Origin of the sequence: Kushneria phyllosphaerae, from assembly GCF_900312995.1 — a bacterium.
In the GTDB taxonomy this organism is placed as follows: Bacteria; Pseudomonadota; Gammaproteobacteria; order Pseudomonadales; family Halomonadaceae; genus Kushneria; species Kushneria phyllosphaerae.
The window spans coordinates 275131-290120 of record NZ_ONZI01000004.1; the positions used below are offsets into that span (position 1 = coordinate 275131).

18 protein-coding genes are annotated in these 14990 nt (G+C 56.5%); 7 read left to right on the plus strand and 11 right to left on the minus strand.

Going from position 1 to position 14990, the window contains the following annotated elements; translation table 11 throughout:
• Nucleotides 1-28: 28 nt before the first annotated feature.
• The 4 genes from fliO to fliR all read left to right on the plus strand — a co-directional run bounded on the left by fliO (nt 29) and on the right by fliR (nt 2487).
• Nucleotides 29-574, plus strand: a complete 546-nt coding sequence (gene fliO, locus KSP9073_RS14395) for a flagellar biosynthetic protein FliO (RefSeq protein WP_108843664.1) — start codon at nt 29-31, stop codon at nt 572-574.
• On the plus strand, nt 571-1353 hold the full coding sequence (fliP, locus tag KSP9073_RS14400; protein ID WP_108843665.1) for a flagellar type III secretion system pore protein FliP: 783 nt from the start codon (nt 571-573) through the stop codon (nt 1351-1353). The genes fliO and fliP overlap by 4 nt, the downstream gene beginning before the upstream one ends.
• Before the next feature lie 70 nt (nt 1354-1423).
• Nucleotides 1424-1693, plus strand: a complete 270-nt coding sequence (fliQ, locus tag KSP9073_RS14405) for a flagellar biosynthesis protein FliQ (protein ID WP_108843666.1) — start codon at nt 1424-1426, stop codon at nt 1691-1693.
• Nucleotides 1694-1704: 11 nt separating this feature from the next.
• Entirely contained in the window at nt 1705-2487 is a 783-nt protein-coding gene (gene fliR / locus KSP9073_RS14410) for a flagellar biosynthetic protein FliR (protein WP_108843667.1), read from the plus strand.
• Between the two features lie 215 nt (nt 2488-2702).
• Here the strand turns inward: fliR and flgL are convergent, their stop codons facing one another.
• The 11 genes from flgL to flgB form a co-directional block, all read right to left on the minus strand.
• Nucleotides 2703-3644, minus strand: coding sequence for a flagellar hook-associated protein FlgL (flgL, locus tag KSP9073_RS14415; RefSeq protein ID WP_108843668.1), 942 nt, complete (start codon nt 3642-3644; stop codon nt 2703-2705).
• Between the two features lie 11 nt (nt 3645-3655).
• Nucleotides 3656-5278, minus strand: coding sequence for a flagellar hook-associated protein FlgK (gene flgK / locus KSP9073_RS14420; protein WP_108843669.1), 1623 nt, complete (start codon nt 5276-5278; stop codon nt 3656-3658).
• 105 nt (nt 5279-5383) lie between these two features.
• Nucleotides 5384-6517, minus strand: coding sequence for a flagellar assembly peptidoglycan hydrolase FlgJ (gene flgJ, locus KSP9073_RS14425; protein ID WP_108843670.1), 1134 nt, complete (start codon nt 6515-6517; stop codon nt 5384-5386).
• Nucleotides 6517-7644, minus strand: coding sequence for a flagellar basal body P-ring protein FlgI (locus tag KSP9073_RS14430; protein WP_439330966.1), 1128 nt, complete (start codon nt 7642-7644; stop codon nt 6517-6519). Before KSP9073_RS14430 ends, flgJ begins: the two co-directional genes overlap by 1 nt.
• Before the next feature lie 18 nt (nt 7645-7662).
• Nucleotides 7663-8331 carry a flagellar basal body L-ring protein FlgH gene (locus KSP9073_RS14435; protein WP_439330956.1) on the minus strand — a complete coding sequence of 223 codons (669 nt, stop codon included), beginning with the start codon at nt 8329-8331 and terminating at the stop codon, nt 7663-7665.
• Nucleotides 8332-8385: 54 nt separating this feature from the next.
• On the minus strand, nt 8386-9168 hold the full coding sequence (flgG, locus tag KSP9073_RS14440; RefSeq protein WP_108843976.1) for a flagellar basal-body rod protein FlgG: 783 nt from the start codon (nt 9166-9168) through the stop codon (nt 8386-8388).
• Between the two features lie 72 nt (nt 9169-9240).
• Nucleotides 9241-9987: a flagellar basal body rod protein FlgF gene (locus KSP9073_RS14445; protein ID WP_108843671.1), complete on the minus strand. Its 747-nt coding sequence runs from the start codon at nt 9985-9987 to the stop codon at nt 9241-9243.
• A gap of 212 nt (nt 9988-10199) precedes the next feature.
• Nucleotides 10200-11426 (minus strand): flagellar hook protein FlgE, encoded by a 1227-nt coding sequence (gene flgE, locus KSP9073_RS14450; protein WP_108843672.1) that lies wholly within the window; start codon nt 11424-11426, stop codon nt 10200-10202.
• 81 nt (nt 11427-11507) lie between these two features.
• A complete protein-coding gene (locus KSP9073_RS14455) occupies nt 11508-12194 on the minus strand; it encodes a flagellar hook assembly protein FlgD (protein ID WP_108843673.1) in 687 nt (228 codons plus the stop codon).
• A 23-nt stretch (nt 12195-12217) separates the two neighbouring features.
• Nucleotides 12218-12622: a flagellar basal body rod protein FlgC gene (gene flgC / locus KSP9073_RS14460; RefSeq protein ID WP_108843674.1), complete on the minus strand. Its 405-nt coding sequence runs from the start codon at nt 12620-12622 to the stop codon at nt 12218-12220.
• A gap of 21 nt (nt 12623-12643) precedes the next feature.
• Nucleotides 12644-13066, minus strand: coding sequence for a flagellar basal body rod protein FlgB (gene flgB, locus KSP9073_RS14465; protein WP_108843675.1), 423 nt, complete (start codon nt 13064-13066; stop codon nt 12644-12646).
• 209 nt (nt 13067-13275) lie between these two features.
• Between flgB and flgA the strand changes: the two genes are divergently transcribed.
• The 3 genes from flgA to KSP9073_RS14480 all read left to right on the plus strand — a co-directional run bounded on the left by flgA (nt 13276) and on the right by KSP9073_RS14480 (nt 14899).
• Nucleotides 13276-13986: a flagellar basal body P-ring formation chaperone FlgA gene (gene flgA / locus KSP9073_RS14470; protein ID WP_108843676.1), complete on the plus strand. Its 711-nt coding sequence runs from the start codon at nt 13276-13278 to the stop codon at nt 13984-13986.
• Between the two features lie 140 nt (nt 13987-14126).
• Nucleotides 14127-14405 (plus strand): flagellar biosynthesis anti-sigma factor FlgM, encoded by a 279-nt coding sequence (gene flgM, locus KSP9073_RS14475; RefSeq protein ID WP_108843977.1) that lies wholly within the window; start codon nt 14127-14129, stop codon nt 14403-14405.
• Nucleotides 14406-14443: 38 nt separating this feature from the next.
• Entirely contained in the window at nt 14444-14899 is a 456-nt protein-coding gene (locus tag KSP9073_RS14480) for a flagella synthesis protein FlgN (protein WP_108843677.1), read from the plus strand.
• Nucleotides 14900-14990: the final 91 nt, after the last annotated feature.

Sequence of the window (14990 nt, forward strand, 5' to 3'; positions counted from 1 at the left end):
CTAAGTCGTGTCCCTTGAATGAAACGATATGAGTCATCCCATGACCGACAGCCACACGCGCGAGGCAAGCACCTCGCCTTTTCTGGAAAGCTCAGGTCACGCAGCCGATGGCCCGCTTGACGCCACGGCTTTAAAAAGCGCCCATCAAATTGGCAGCGCGCACGTCGCTGTTGAGCCTGCAACGTCATCTCCTGCCTTTGCTCAGGACAATGGTCTTGGCATGGAGGGACTGGGTAAAACGGCGCTGGGTCTGGCACTGGTGCTTTTGCTGATCTGGGGACTGGCCGCCATCATCAAGCGGCTCGGGCCGGGGCGACGCCTGCAGGGACAGTCTCTTCGTATTGTGGCCAGCCAGAGTGTCGGCGCGCGCGAGCGCGTAGTGGTTGTGGAAATAGAAAACACCTGGCTGGTGCTTGGCGTGACCCCCGGCAGCGTTAATCGCCTTCATAAGATGCCGGCAAAAGCTCAGGAACCTCTGAACAGTGCCGGCACTTCTGTCGATCAGGCCACACGTCCTGCCTTTTCCGAAAGCTTCAAGCGTGCGCTGTCACAGCGCTTTGATAGGCGCCCATGACTCATTCTGCCCTGCCCCGTCTGTCTCACCGGATTCGACACGCTCTGCCGGTATTGCTGCCAGTACTGGCCACGCTGGTATCGCTGCCGACCCACGCTTCGGCCGAATTCCCGGCCATGACCAGCCAACCGCTCAACGGTGGCGGCCAGTCCTGGAGCCTGTCTGTCGAAACGCTGGTGCTGCTGAGTTCGATGGCCTTTCTGCCCGCAGCACTTTTAATGATGACCGGCTTTACCCGCATCATCATCGTGCTGGGGCTTTTGAGAAGTGCACTGGGCACCCAGTCGTCACCGCCCAATCAGGTATTGGTCGGACTGGCGCTGTTTCTGACCTTTTTTGTCATGTCTCCGGTCTTTGAGCAGATTTATGAGACGGCCTGGCAGCCGCTGTCGGAAGGCAATATAGGCATGCCTGAGGCCATCGAAGCCGGCAGCCAGCCGCTGCGGGAATTCATGCTGCACCAGACACGTGAAACCGATATCGCCATGTTTGCCGGCATCGCCAATATGCCGCCGCTTGAGGGCCCGGAAGATGTGCCCATGCGCCTGCTGCTGCCCTCCTTTGTCACCAGTGAACTGAAAACTGCCTTTCAGATCGGCTTTACGATTTTCATTCCCTTTTTGATTATCGATCTGGTCGTGGCCAGCGTTTTGATGGCGCTCGGGATGATGATGGTGCCGCCTGCCATTGTGTCGCTGCCCTTCAAGCTGATGCTCTTTGTACTGGTCGATGGCTGGGGGCTTCTGATGGGGTCACTGGCGCAAAGTTTTTACATGTAGGCATGCCAGTGACAGGCAGGCGTTTTCGAGGCAATGGTCTCGTAGTATCCCGACTTCAAGGAGTGGCCCCATGACACCGGAAATGGTAATGAGTCTGGCCTATCGCGGTATGATGCTGACGCTGCTAATTGCAGCGCCGCTGCTGCTGGTCGCATTGACCGTTGGCCTGCTGGTGAGCCTTTTCCAGGCCGCCACCCAGATCAACGAAATGACACTTTCCTTTATTCCCAAGATTCTGGCGGTCTTTACAACGCTGATCATTGGCGGGTCCTGGATGCTGGGGACGCTCTCCGATTTTACTCGAGAGCTTTTTAACAATATCCCCGCCATGATCGGCTAGAGGGCCTTCCTTTGCTGGAGATTACTTCCGCCCAGCTCGATGCGTGGCTAACGGCATTTCTCTGGCCCTTTGTCAGAATTCTGGCGTTCATCGGCGCCGCACCCATCTTTGGCGAAAACGCTTTCCCTCGAACAGCCAAGGTAGGGCTTGCCTTTGCCCTGACCGTGGTCGTGGCCCCTGTACTGCCCCCCATGCCGAATGTTCCCCCGGCGTCCTGGGCGGGTATCATGATCATTATCCAGCAGTTTCTTATCGGCGCAGCACTTGGGCTGGTCATGCGGGTGGTGTTTGCCGCCATCCAGGCCGCCGGTGATTATATTGCCCTGCAAATGGGCCTCTCCTTTGCCTCTTTCTACTCGCCTGAAGCCCAGGGAACGACCACTGTGCTGGCTCGTTTTCTCAACATGATTGCGATTCTCATGTTCATGGCCCTCAATGGTCATACCATCATGATCCGGCTTTTGATCGAGACCTTTACCCGCCTGCCGATCGGTCAGACTGGACTTGAGCCGGCCGGCTTCGATGCGATCGCACGCTGGGGCAGCTTTATCTTTTCGGCCGGCTTTTTGATGGCCCTGCCCATAGTGACAGCCCTTTTGATCATCAATATCTCGATGGGCATTCTTAACCGCGCGTCACCGCAGTTCTCGATCTTCTCTGTGGGCTTTCCCATTACCTTGACGACCGGGGTCATACTTCTGACCTTCATGACGCCGGAACTGGGCACGATCTTCCAGCGGATGTTTGAAAGTGCCCTCAATCAGATGGTCAACATCACGGAGCTTTTTTCCTGACGCTATTACCCTCTGAACCTGCCATCCGACGTTCATCCCTTTGCTGCACACCTGCCAAGGCCTTTAACAGCATCATCTGAAAGCCACATGTCTCTTGCTTCCAGACGCCATATCCCCTTTGGAAAACCATGTTGCTTTCAGAAGATGGTCAATAAAAAACCCCGCGCTGATATTCAGCGCGGGGTTTTTCGTATATGAACGTATTACATGCGGCGTTATCTGATCAGGCTGAACAGTGAAGTCTGCTGTGTCTGCATGAACATCTTCTGGGAGGCCTCAAGTCCGATCTGACCCAGCGTATAGCGGGAGATGGCTTCGGCGTAATCCAGATCCTCCAGGTCAGAGATGGCCGTCTTGTTGCTGATGACACGTGTATCACCAATATCACCCAGCACATCCAGTTCGTTGAGCTTGCTGCCGATCGCAGAACGCACGCTCAGAACGTTGTTGCTGCCACTGTCGATCTGACGATTAACCTGATCCAGCGTGGTCCGAAAATCCCCCTGGTTATCAGCCGTCTGCGGAATTCTCAACGTATCAATAGCCGTTTTAAACACCTTAAAAAGATCGCTCGGCGCATCACCACCGTTGGTAGCAGGTACATTGAAGACTTCCGAACCAGCCGCATTAACGTTCATCGTACGGGAGGCATCAACCTGCAGGTTCAAGGACAATTTATCCCCTGCGTAATCCTGAAGAGTACCGTCAGGAGCCGTTTCATAGGGCTTGACGTTACCCTTTGATCCGGAAAACATGTAGAGGCCACTGCTGTCCTTGGTATTGGCCAGCCCCTGCATCTGGTTGTAGAGGCCTTCGAGTTCCGTGGCCACCGAGGCACGGTCGCCATCCGTATAAGTGCCGTTACCGGCCTTGACGATCAGCCCCTTGGCACTGACCAACAGATCAGACACGCTATCCAGGGTGTTTTCCTGCAACGACAGCGTACTGGTTGCCGTAATCCGGCTGTCCTTATACTGCTCCTGCACGGCCTGGTCCTGCTTGACGATCAACGCCTGTGAGGCAGCACGTGGATCATCAGAAGGCGAGACAATGCGCTTGCCATTGGCCACCTGCTCGCCCACCTTCGACAGATCGCTCTGGCGACCCTGCATGGCATTCTGACTACGCTCGAACATCATTGAAGTACTAATACGCATTTTTACGCCCCTTAACGCATGATGCCGATCAGCGCGTCGAACATCTCCGAGGAGGCCCGGATCATCTGCGCACTGGCACTGTAAAGCTGCTGATATTTGAGCATGTTGGCCGCTTCTTCATCGATATTAACTCCCGATACCGACTGCTGCGCGCTTTTAAGCTCCTGGGAAATCTGGGTTTGAGCAGCGTTGCTGCTCTTGAGTGTCGCCGTCTTGTTGCCGACATCACTGACCATCGAGGCATAGGCCGTATTCAGGCTGGTGCTGCCGTTGATCAGCTTTTCACTTTGAATATTGGCCATGGCCAGCGCGTTGCTGTTGCCACGTACGCCCTCACTCATGCTACCGCGTGCAGCAATGCCTTCCGGCGTCATGTCGCTACTGACACTGAGTTTGCTGGCAGCGTTATCCAGCGGCTTGATGACGAAGCTGTCGCCAGAGGAAAGTCCCGCTGGCAGTTCAATATTGAGGCCGGCATCGGCAGCATTGACTGCCTTTCCGCTATCCAGACGCGTCAGTGAATAACCGTCACTGGTCACCGTCAGCTTGTAGTTGCTGGCCGCTACCTTTGAAATATCGTCTGTAAAGGAGACCGCAGGCATGCCATCGCTGCTGTTGGCCCTGCTGGCCACGACGGACGGTTCACTGGTGGTGAACAGTGCCTTGCCAGCAGCATCATCCAGATCAAACCCATTGGTCTGCAGATCATTGACGCTAGTGGCCAGCGCATGTGCTATCTGGTCTACGCGCAGCTGCGTGGGTTCGAGCGACTGGCTGCGAAACTGCACCAGTCCGCCCAGTGTGCCGCCGGTAAGCCTGCTTTCATCAAGCTCGAACAGGTTACCGTCGCTAGCCTTGAGCGCCACCACCTGACGAGTCGGATCATCTTCCGAGGCGACCATTTGCAGTGACTGTACCTGCTTGCCCGCCACCAGCGTCTGACCGGTCGACAGCGACACCATATACTGACCGTCCTGGTCGACGACGGAGACGCCCACCAGACTACTCATTTTGGCGACCAGCAGATCACGCTGATCCAGCATGTCGTTGGGCGGTGTACCGGTTTTGGCCTGCGTCTGGGTAATCTGAACGTTGAGCGTGGCGATCTGCTTTGAATAACTGTTGATCTCATCGACCGCACCGCCCATCTGCGCCACGGTATTGTCCGACATGTTTTTCAAATAACTGTCGGTGGCGCGAAACTGTGCCGTCATGCTTTCGGCATTGCCCAGCATGGCCTGGCGCGCCGAAGTATCGGCAGGATTGTTGGCCATGGTCTGCACGCCCTTGAAAAAGGACTGCATCTGCTTATTGAGGCCGGCGTCGCCATCACCCAGCAGGTTATCGATCTGGGATATCTGGGCCAGGTGCGACTTGCTGGCGCCCAGCTCACTATTGGCTTCATTGAGCTGGGTGCTGAGATACTGCTGATACTGGCGCTGTACGCCGGTTACACTCACGCCACTACCGGCAAAAAGACCACTGGCGCTGGTGCCCTTTGATTCTGCAAGCCCGGTAATCTGGCGGTTGTAGCCTTCGGTATTAACGTTTGCAACGTTATTGCTTGTGGTATTCAGGCCGATCTGGGCTGCTCGCAGCCCGCTCAACGCTGTCCCCATCAGTGAACCGGACATGGTGTTTCCTCGCACGCGCCCTTAAGGGTGTTATCTGTCATGTACTATCGGCCGAACGCCGGGAAATTTTAGGAAAACATGCCCTGTTCACAGGGCATTAATCGATCAAAAAATTCTGCTGGCTTCATTTTCAACGGCATAGGCCATGGCAGCCCGTCGTTGGGTTACCGCTGATATATCACCATCCTGGCGACCCTGTGTGCGCGAGGCATACAGCGACTGAGGTGCAGCTGCCTCGTCATTCGGCATTTGCGACATGATGGAGACCAGTTTTTCGCCATAGCGAGGGTCTGTCGCATAGCCACATTTTTGCAGCGCATGCGCCGCCGCCTCGGGCGTGCGGGCATCCAGTACCGGTTGATAGCGCGGGTTATCGGTCAAAAGACGCGCATAGTCGGAAAACGCCGCCTCATAAGAGTCATATACGCGAAAGGCCGCCCGCTCCTTGTGAGCGGTGCCCGCTTCAAACTCAGTGGTCATGACGCTTGCCCGATCGCCCTGCCAGCCGCCGGTTGCCTTGATGTTGAAAAGGTTGTGACTGGCCTTGCCATCATCAGTGCGAATTTCCTTCGCGCCCCAGCCGGTTTCAAGGGCCGCCTGGGCCAGAATTAACTGATGCGGGATTCCCGTACGCTCACTGACAGCCCGTGCTGCCGAGCCCATTTTCGAGACAAAAGAAGAGACATGCGGGGCCACATCCGCCATCATTTTCTGATGGTCGACCCGGTCCTGTAGACCGCCACCCAGCGAGGTGTAGCCTTCAATCAGCGGCCCGCGCTTTTGCTCGGCGGGCTTGACCACATGACTGCCTGAATCGAGGCGCGCGTTGTATTTCAACTGCTCGTCGCTCAACGGAATGGCCAGCGCTGAGGGGATATTGCGGGACTGCGCCGTCAGCGTTTCAAGCGAATCATTGGGTGACTGGCTAGCGGCCTGAGCACTGTCCTTGTTCGACAGTTGCTTGATCATCATGTCGGACAGACCGATCCCTTGTTCGGAGAGGTTCTGCGCCCACTGCTGATCCAGCATTTTGGTATAGGTATCCATGCTGTCGCTTTTGAGCAGATCGCTTTTGGGCATGGCATCGCGCATGCTTTTCAGCATCTTTTGCAGAAACAGCGCTTCAAACTGCTGCGTGGTTTCCTTGAGACTCTCCTGAGGATTGTCACGCGCGCTGTACTTGAGCTTCGACAACCCCTGCACATCGAGCGCAAAACTTCCCCGACTGTCCATTGCCATTAGATGATCTCCAGATCCGCGTTGAGCGCACCGGCCGATTTCAGCGCCTGAAGAATGGCCATCAGGTCATTGGGAGTGGCGCCCAGACGATTCAGCGCATCCACTACCTGACTCAGGTCCGCCTCGCCACTGACAATACTCAGCGCTCCGGACTCTTCCTGTACGTTGATGTCGGCATTGGGTACCACAGCAGTTTGCCCGCCTGACAAGGCATTCGGTTGGCTGATAATGGGGTTGGAATCTATCGTAATCGAGAGATTGCCATGAGCGATCGCCGCTCGGTTAAGCGTGACGCGAGTGTTCATCGCCACCGAGCCCGTGCGAGCATTCATGATGACCTTCGGTGTCACCACGCCCGGGTCCACATCGATGTTCTGTACACGCGCCATAAAAGAGACCTGGGAGGCACTATCCAGCGGTGCCGCCAGCGAAATCACGCGTGAATTCTGGGCCACGGCAATTCCCTGACCCATGGCATTGTTGATGGCATTCATGGTACGCAGGGCCGTATTGAAATCGGCGTCCTTGAGCTCCAGATCGATACGCCCCTGCTCGGCCATCTGAACCGGCACCGTACGCTCGATGATCGCGCCGCCCGGAATACGACCGGAAGACGTCTGGTTGACTTGTACGCTGCTGCCGGCGGCCTGGGCACTGATGCCCGGGATGACCATATTGCCCTGCCCCAGCGCATAGATCTGACCATCCGCGCCCTTTAGCGGCGTCATGAGCAGCGTGCCGCCCCGCAGGCTGCGGGCGTTACCAACCGAGGACACGGTGATATCAAGCCTCTGTCCCGGGCTTGAAAATGGTGGCAGCTCGGCAGTAACCATGACGGCGGCCACATTCTTGAGCTGCATATTGGTGCCGGCCGGTATCGTGACCCCAAGCTCTGAAAGCATGTTGGTGACAGATTGCCCGGTAAAGGGCGCCTGCATGGTCTGATCCCCCGTGTTGTCCAGACCCACGACCAGGCCATATCCCACCAGCGGGTTTGAGCGCACGCCTGCAAAGGTGGCAATGTCGCCCAGCCGGGCTGCCTGAGCCTGACAGGCCAGGCCCATCAGAACGCAGCCGCTCAACAGCAGCGCGGCGCCATGAAGGGAGACGGATTTCAACATTGCCATCATTGTGAAATTCCTCGATTAAAACGGTGAAATATTGAGGAAGAAGCGCTGCATCCAGCCCATGGTCTGCGCCTCGTTGATATACCCATCGCCGTAATACTCAAGTCGTGCATCGGCCACCTGGGTCGACGGTACTGTATTGAGCCCGGTAATCGTGCGCGGGTTAACGGTGCCCGAAAAACGGATGTACTCGGTGCCCTGATTAATGCCGATGCGCTTCTCGCCGGCGACCTGGAAGTTACCGTTGGGAAGCACATTCATGACCGTGGTGGTAATGGTGCCGACAAAGGTATTGGAGGCATTCGCGCCTCCCTGTCCCTGAAATGTATTGGTGCCGGAAAGACTGGTCGTCTGACCGTCCAGCAGCCCACCGATGACTCGTGGTGCGGCTTCAAGGCCAAGCGCCGTAGAACCGTTTCGGGTGGCGTTGGCCGCCGAGCTCTTGGTGGCGCTGACATTTTCATTGAGCACGATGGTTAAAATGTCGCCTACGCCGCGTGGTCGACGGTCCTCAAACAGGGGCCGGGTATAGTTGCTTTGATAGATCGAGCCGTTGGCGACCGGCATCGGCGGAAGCTGAGGCGGTGCAGTGGTCGGCCCTTCCACCACGTTTTGGCGTGGGATCTGGGCACAGGCCACCATCATCATGGCCATACACGCCACCAGAAACAGCTTCCACAAACGCATGTATCGCATCATTGATCCCCGGTTAACCCTGCACACGTGCATCAATCTTCCCTGTCAGAGCTGAGTCAGACGCGCCAGCATCTGGTCTACGGTCGATACGGCCTTGGAGTTGATCTCATAGGCACGCTGTGTCTCGATCATGCTGACCATCTCCTCCACGACATTGACGTTGGAGGTTTCCACAAAGCCCTGATAGATCGTGCCGGCACCGTTATTGCCCGGGATACTGTCATTACGCGGCCCGGAAGCATCGGTTTCGAGATAGAGGTTGTCGCCAATGCTTTCCAGACCGGTCGGATTGATAAAGGTCGTCAACTGAAGCTGGCCAACCTGCTGGCTGGCTGCAGCGCCCGGCACTGTCACCGAGACCAGACCATCATTGGAAATCGATACCGACAGCGCGTTGGCCGGGATCACGATACCCGGGTCGATCGGAAAACCGTTGGCGGTGACCAGCTGCCCGTCCTGGTTGACCTGAAAGGCGCCATCGCGGGTGAACGAGTTGGTGCCATCAGGCATCTGCACCGCAAAGAAGCCATCGCCACGGATCGCGACATCCTTGGTGTTACCGGTCTGCTCCAGGTTGCCCTGGGTATGCAGACGCTCGGTGGCCACGGCGCGAACACCGGTACCGATCTGAAGGCCCGAAGGCAGATTGGTCTGCACCGACGACATCGAACCGGGCTGGCGCAGGTTCTGATACAACAGATCCTCGAACACCGCGCGCGAGCGCTTGAAACCATTGGTCGAGACGTTGGCCAGGTTGTTGGAAATGACATCCATGTTGGTCTGCTGAGCATCAAGACCGGTCTTGGCAATCCAGAGTGCATTAATCATCGTTTTCTCCATTCACCGGCAATGATCCGGTGACGTCATGTGCCTGGTCAGAGCCGTCATGGCCCGGAAACATCAATTCATCGACAGCAGCGAGTTGGCACGCTGATCATTCTCGTCAGCGGTTGTCAGTACTTTCATGTTCATTTCAAAGCGCCGGGCCGTATCGATCATGGACACCATGGCTTCGGTCGGATTGACGTTGCTGCCCTCGAGCGTACCGCTGATGACCTGAACAGTTTCATCACGCGGCAGGGCGGCCATCGGACCACCCTGTGCATTCCAGGCACCGAAAAGACCGTCTTCACGTCGCGCCATGCGCCCATCGGGATTGCTGGCCAGCATCAGTCGACCCACTTCTGCCTGCGCCTGGGTACCGGCTTCTCGAGCGGAGATGGTGCCGTCACCGGCGATCGAGACTTCGGCATTGAGCGGCAAGATAATGGGGCCGTCTTCTCCCATGACCGGCCGTCCCTGAGACATCAGCATCCCGGTAGGGTCGACCTGCAATCCACCATTGCGGGTATAGGCGGTGTCACCGTTGTTGGCCTGCACCGCCAGCCATCCTTCACCGTTAATGGCCACATCCAGCGCGCGACCGGTGGTGCTGAAAGAGCCGGCCGTAAAATCGGAGCCCGGGGTGGAATCAACCGTAATGGCGCGCGTGGCGTAGCCTGCACCGTTGACCGGCACCGCCCGAGCGGCACTGAGTTCGGCACGAAAGCCGCTGGTCGAGACGTTGGCCATATTGTTGGCAACGGCAGACTGCCGTTCCAGACTCTGCTTGGCGCCCGACATGGCGGTGTAGATGATTCTGTCCATGACCCGCTCCGAAAAGCTTGAAGAAGTATCCCGGCCGGCACTTTCAGGTGTAACTGAATGCCTGCCCTTTGTGACGCCTAGTAAACACGCAAAGGCGTCTTCTCAAAGTCACAAGAAAGGCATGAGAAAGGTCGTATTTCGTCAGCTGCGATATTGCACATAAAAAAAGACCGGCCCTGAGGCCGGTCGTCTTACTGCAGGGAGAGAACGGTTTAGCGCAGGTTGACCATGGTCTGCAGGATCTGATCCTGCGTCTTGATGGTCTGAGCGTTGGCCTGATAGTTGCGCTGCGCCACGATCATGGTCACCAGTTCAGCGGCCAGATCAACGTTGGAATTCTCAAGTGTTTGCGAACGCAGCGAGCCCAGCTGTCCTGTACCGGCACTGCCCAGAAGCTCCTGACCGGAGTCAGTCGTTGCCAGCCAGGCGTTGTTACCGTCGGGCTTGAGTCCCTGCTCATTGGTAAAGCCGGCCAGCGCGACGCGGCCCAGTGCACGACTCTGGTTGTTGGAATACTTGCCCAGTACGTCGCCGTTGTCGGCAATGGAGACACCCGTCAGGCTACCTGCAGCGTAACCATTTTGCCCGGCCGCCTTGACCACGAAACTCCCACTATTCTGGGTAATGCTGGAGAGATCAATAGTAGCATTGATCCGGTTAGCTCCATTCTGCGGGTCAAGATCCAATGCCAGATTGCTATCGCCGGTAATTTTTCCATTGGGATCAAAGCTCAGCGTTTTAGGCCCTCCTCCCGAGACGATTTCAACGCCTTTGTTCAGAGCATGCACATCCCAGGTATTGGGCGTTTCCGATTTCACAAAATACAGGTTGACCTGCTGAGCATTGCCCTGCGAATCATAGGTCGTCAGTGAGGTCTGCCAGTTGTAGCTCTTGGGATTGGTAGCATCAAAAGCAATGGGATCGCCGGCGGCGTTCAACTTGGCCGTGTCGGTCGAATCAAGGTTAAAGGTCATGCTGCCGCTGGTCGTGGCGCTGGCATCCAGATCCCCTTGGGCCACCTGCAGGGCCACCGGCTGGGCACCCGCCAGCACCACCGGATTGGCAGATGTCGGGTCATCCACCGGATAGCCCATCAGCCTGCCGCCAGTGTTGTTGACCAGAAAGCCATTGGAGTCCATCTGAAACTGGCCGTTGCGTGAATAGCTCACCTGCTGACCGTCGGTCAGACGAAAGAAACCACCGCCCTGAATGGCCAGGTCAAGATCACGGTCGGTGCTTTCCATGGCACCCTGGGAAAAAGCCTGTGTGATGGCTGAGACCTGCACACCAAGGCCTGCCTTGGCACCGGCATAAAGATCGGCAAACTCGGTACGGCTTTTCTTGAAGCCGACGGTCTGTGAGTTGGCAATATTGTGGCCGATGGTATCCAGCTGGCTGGATGCTGCATTAAGACCACTAACGCCCTGTGTAAAAGCCATGATTCATCCCCTGATTAAAAGTCGTCTTACCGGCCTTTGCCGGCTGGATCATAGGACGCGCAACACCGCGCCCGGTGTGCGTTAAAGAATCTGTTTGACGTCGTTGAAGGCGACACTGCCCATGTTGGGCCCCAAATCCAGCCTTGTAGCGTTACCGCCGGTCATGACGCCGCTGACATAACCGTATTGCAGCGCACGCGAGGCAACGGCTCGACCGCTGCCATCGGTGGCTGCAATGGAGACCTGATAGGTACCATCCTCAACGCGAGCATTGCTGGTGTCCGTGCCATCCCAGTTGAAGGACTGCACGCCGGCCTTGATCTCGCCCAATTCATATTGATTGATGGTCCGGCCCGAGGCATCCGTAATGGTGGCGGTGACCTGGGCGGCATCGTCGTCAAGCTCGATACCAAAGGGCAGCACAGTGTCCTTGCCCACCTGAACCTTGTTCCCTTCCACCAGCACGCCGCGGCCAACCATGGCGCCGGCCTGCAGTTTCTGGGAGGCATCAATCTGACCGGTAATGCTTGAAAGCGTGTCGTTGAGCTTGTCGATGCCGCTGACCGTATTGATCTGCGCAATCTGTGAGGTGAACTCGGAGTTCTCCATCGGATTGAGCGGATCCTGATTATTGAGCTGTGCCACCAGCAGACTCATGAACTCTTCACCCAGTTCACTGGCGCTGGTCGCGCCCATACCGCTGTTGTTCGTGCCGGCGGTGTTACTGGTACCGTTCACACGGCTCACCAGAGCGTTGTCAAATGCCATGATTTACTCCTCGATGATCCGGTTTACTGACCCAGCGTCAGCGTCTTGAGCATCAGTGTCTTGTTGGTATTAAGCACTTCAACGTTGGCCTGATAGGAACGCGCCGCCGAAATCATGTTGACCATTTCAGCCGTGGTATCCACGTTGGGCATGCTGACGTAACCCTGATCGTCGGCTGCCGGATTTTTCGGATCAAAAAGACGTCGAAATTCGCTCTGGTCTTCACTGATTCCCGCCACGCGAACGCCGCCAATCTGCTGACCGGGCTCGCCGGCCATTTCAAAGGTCAGCTGCCTGGCACGATAGGGCTGGCCATCAGGGCCTGCCACACTGTCTGCGTTGGCCAGGTTACTGGCGGTCACGTTCATGCGCTGTGACTGCGCCGACAATGCCGACCCTGAAATATCGAAAACGCTGAAAAGACTCATTGACTGTTCTCCTGTCGGTTATCAGGACTCGCGCTGCATGGCGTTTTTCAGGCCCTGCAATCGACTGGTTAGAAACTGTACATCGGCCTGGTAGTGAACGGTGTTATCGGCGAAGTTGACGCGCTCCATATCCATGTCGACCGTATTGCCATCAAGGCTTGGCTGGGTCGGATTGCGATACAGCATGTCTATGCCGCCTGCACTGCCATTGGCCTGAGCCGCGATATGCCGACTGGAGGTCATGCTCAGTGACAGTCCGCTCTGCCCTTCTGCCCGCCCTTGATTAACGACACGATCCAGTTCGGTTCTGAAGTCAAAGTCGCGCGCCTTGTACCCGGGGGTGTCGGCATTGGCGATGTTGGCTGACAGTACTTCCTGGCGCTCGGCACGCAGGTTAAGGGACTGCTGCAAAAAGTTGAGTGAGGCGTTGAGCCGGTCGATCATGGAAGGTCACTCCATTGCGCCATGAATCATTAAGACAACAAAGGTTACTTTCTTTTACCTTTTGGAATGAGCGCAGCATAGAGAGCCTGCAACCCTCACCATTGAATGAAAAGGCCGCTTTTTAGGGGTCATTTCGCGCACTGTTTTTTTGAGCACCTGTCTAGAATGCACAGCATCCATGTAACCGTTTGATAACAACAGGCCACGTCATGTTGCTGCCCTTCATACGCTCTTACCGCAGGCACTGCCGCCATGGCGCCACCTTGTTACTGGTGGCGGCAGGGCTGGTCTGTGCCCCGGTTGAAGCCAATGAACAGGTCATTTATGACGTCATTGAAGGGTTTCTGCTGGAACAGACGGCGAGTGAAGATGGTGAAGTCACCATTGAACTCACACTGTCGCCGGCGGCAGCCATGGTCTGTCAGGCGCCTTCTCCTTTTTTGCCCGGGCGTGGCGGCAAGGTATCGGGCCGCACCTCGGTTGGCGTGCGTTGCCCGGGCGATGCACCCGAGACGAGATACTTTCAGGCCTATGTGCATATCAACGGACAGTACCCGGTGGTCAACCGCAATATCATGCCGGGCGATGTCATTGAAGAAAGTGACCTTGACTGGCAGGAAGGAGATCTGACCCGGCTGTCCAGTCGTCTGGTCACCGATGCCTCTCAGCTGGTGGGACAGGTATCGCAGCGTCGTATTGCAGCGGGTCAGCCGTTTCAGACAGGCATGGTGAAGGCGCCCGTACTGATCCAGCGCGGTGCCGAAGTTGCGCTGCTGGTTCAGGGTAATGGTTTCATGATCACCAGCAGCGGGAAGGCGTTAAATGACGCAGGGCTTGGTGAAAGTGTTCGAGTTAGAATGCCCTCCGGCAGCATTATCAATGGTGAGGCAAGTCGCGAAGGAGTAGTGGAGGTTCACTAGTCCAAAAGGCAGTCACATTACGCACTGATATCCATTCGATACCTTTCGTTACCAGAACGGGTTAAAGAACCTGCCCGTGATGTCGATAATGGATACAACAGCGCTTGCCTGCGCCCCTTTATCAGCTCACCCGAGAGAGCATGACAATGAAAATTGACAGCAACAACGGTTCCATCAACCGCATTGCCAGCCCGGTACCGGCATCACGCGTTGCTACGCCTGAAGCCGCAAAGACCGAGCAGAGCGCCGCAACGCGCTGGGTCCCTTCCAGCGCTCAGGATGGCTCGCAGGATATTGATACGGCACGTGTCAACGAACTGCGTCAGGCCATTCGCGATGGCAGCTTTGAGGTTGATACCGGAAAAATTGCCGACGGTCTGATCGCAAGCGCGCAGGAGCTGCTTTCGAGCAAGGGCTGAGGCATTCCTCTGTTTGAACGCCTTTGGAGAACACGTGGATGAACGATTACGCCAACATCCTGAATCAGATCGATGAGGCCCTCGGGCGCTTCATTGATTTACTCGACCATGAGGCCGAGATTCTGGACAGCCATCCGGTTGATATTGAAGCCCTGCTGCAAGCCTGTGAGCACAAGGGCACCTCAATGGTTCGACTGGATCAGCTCGAGCGCGCCCGAAGTGCCCTGCTTGAAAGCCGCGGTCTCGGTTCGGATCGCGCCACAAGCGACCGAGCGGCCATCAAACTCGAGCTCAACGAGCTATGGCAGCGTATTATCGAGCGCACCGAAGCGGCCGCGCAGCGTAATCGTCTCAACGGGTTTGTGATTGGTCGACGTCTGGATTTCCATAGTCGTGCCCTTAACTTCCTTCAGACCGCAGCCGGCATGACCATGTACGGCCCCAACGGTCGCCAGCACAATATCGGCCGTTCCAGTACGCATCTTGTGGGCTGAGCGCAGATTCGACACTCAAGCATTAAAAAGGCCGCACCATGATTATGGCGCGGTCTTTTTGATTGTGCATTTGGCGCTTTACTCGAGCAAG

Coding starts and splice junctions, on each gene's coding strand:
- fliO (WP_108843664.1), top strand. CDS start 29: ATGAGTCATCCCATGACCGACAGCCACACGCGCGAGGCAAGCACCTCG.
- fliP (WP_108843665.1), top strand. CDS start 571: ATGACTCATTCTGCCCTGCCCCGTCTGTCTCACCGGATTCGACACGCT.
- fliQ (WP_108843666.1), top strand. CDS start 1,424: ATGACACCGGAAATGGTAATGAGTCTGGCCTATCGCGGTATGATGCTG.
- flgL (WP_108843668.1), bottom strand. CDS start 3,644: ATGCGTATTAGTACTTCAATGATGTTCGAGCGTAGTCAGAATGCCATG.
- flgK (WP_108843669.1), bottom strand. CDS start 5,278: ATGTCCGGTTCACTGATGGGGACAGCGTTGAGCGGGCTGCGAGCAGCC.
- flgJ (WP_108843670.1), bottom strand. CDS start 6,517: ATGGCAATGGACAGTCGGGGAAGTTTTGCGCTCGATGTGCAGGGGTTG.
- KSP9073_RS14430 (WP_439330966.1), bottom strand. CDS start 7,644: ATGGCAATGTTGAAATCCGTCTCCCTTCATGGCGCCGCGCTGCTGTTG.
- KSP9073_RS14435 (WP_439330956.1), bottom strand. CDS start 8,331: ATGCGTTTGTGGAAGCTGTTTCTGGTGGCGTGTATGGCCATGATGATG.
- flgG (WP_108843976.1), bottom strand. CDS start 9,168: ATGATTAATGCACTCTGGATTGCCAAGACCGGTCTTGATGCTCAGCAG.
- KSP9073_RS14445 (WP_108843671.1), bottom strand. CDS start 9,987: ATGGACAGAATCATCTACACCGCCATGTCGGGCGCCAAGCAGAGTCTG.
- flgE (WP_108843672.1), bottom strand. CDS start 11,426: ATGGCTTTTACACAGGGCGTTAGTGGTCTTAATGCAGCATCCAGCCAG.
- KSP9073_RS14455 (WP_108843673.1), bottom strand. CDS start 12,194: ATGGCATTTGACAACGCTCTGGTGAGCCGTGTGAACGGTACCAGTAAC.
- flgC (WP_108843674.1), bottom strand. CDS start 12,622: ATGAGTCTTTTCAGCGTTTTCGATATTTCAGGGTCGGCATTGTCGGCG.
- flgB (WP_108843675.1), bottom strand. CDS start 13,066: ATGATCGACCGGCTCAACGCCTCACTCAACTTTTTGCAGCAGTCCCTT.
- flgA (WP_108843676.1), top strand. CDS start 13,276: ATGTTGCTGCCCTTCATACGCTCTTACCGCAGGCACTGCCGCCATGGC.
- flgM (WP_108843977.1), top strand. CDS start 14,127: ATGACAATGAAAATTGACAGCAACAACGGTTCCATCAACCGCATTGCC.
- KSP9073_RS14480 (WP_108843677.1), top strand. CDS start 14,444: ATGAACGATTACGCCAACATCCTGAATCAGATCGATGAGGCCCTCGGG.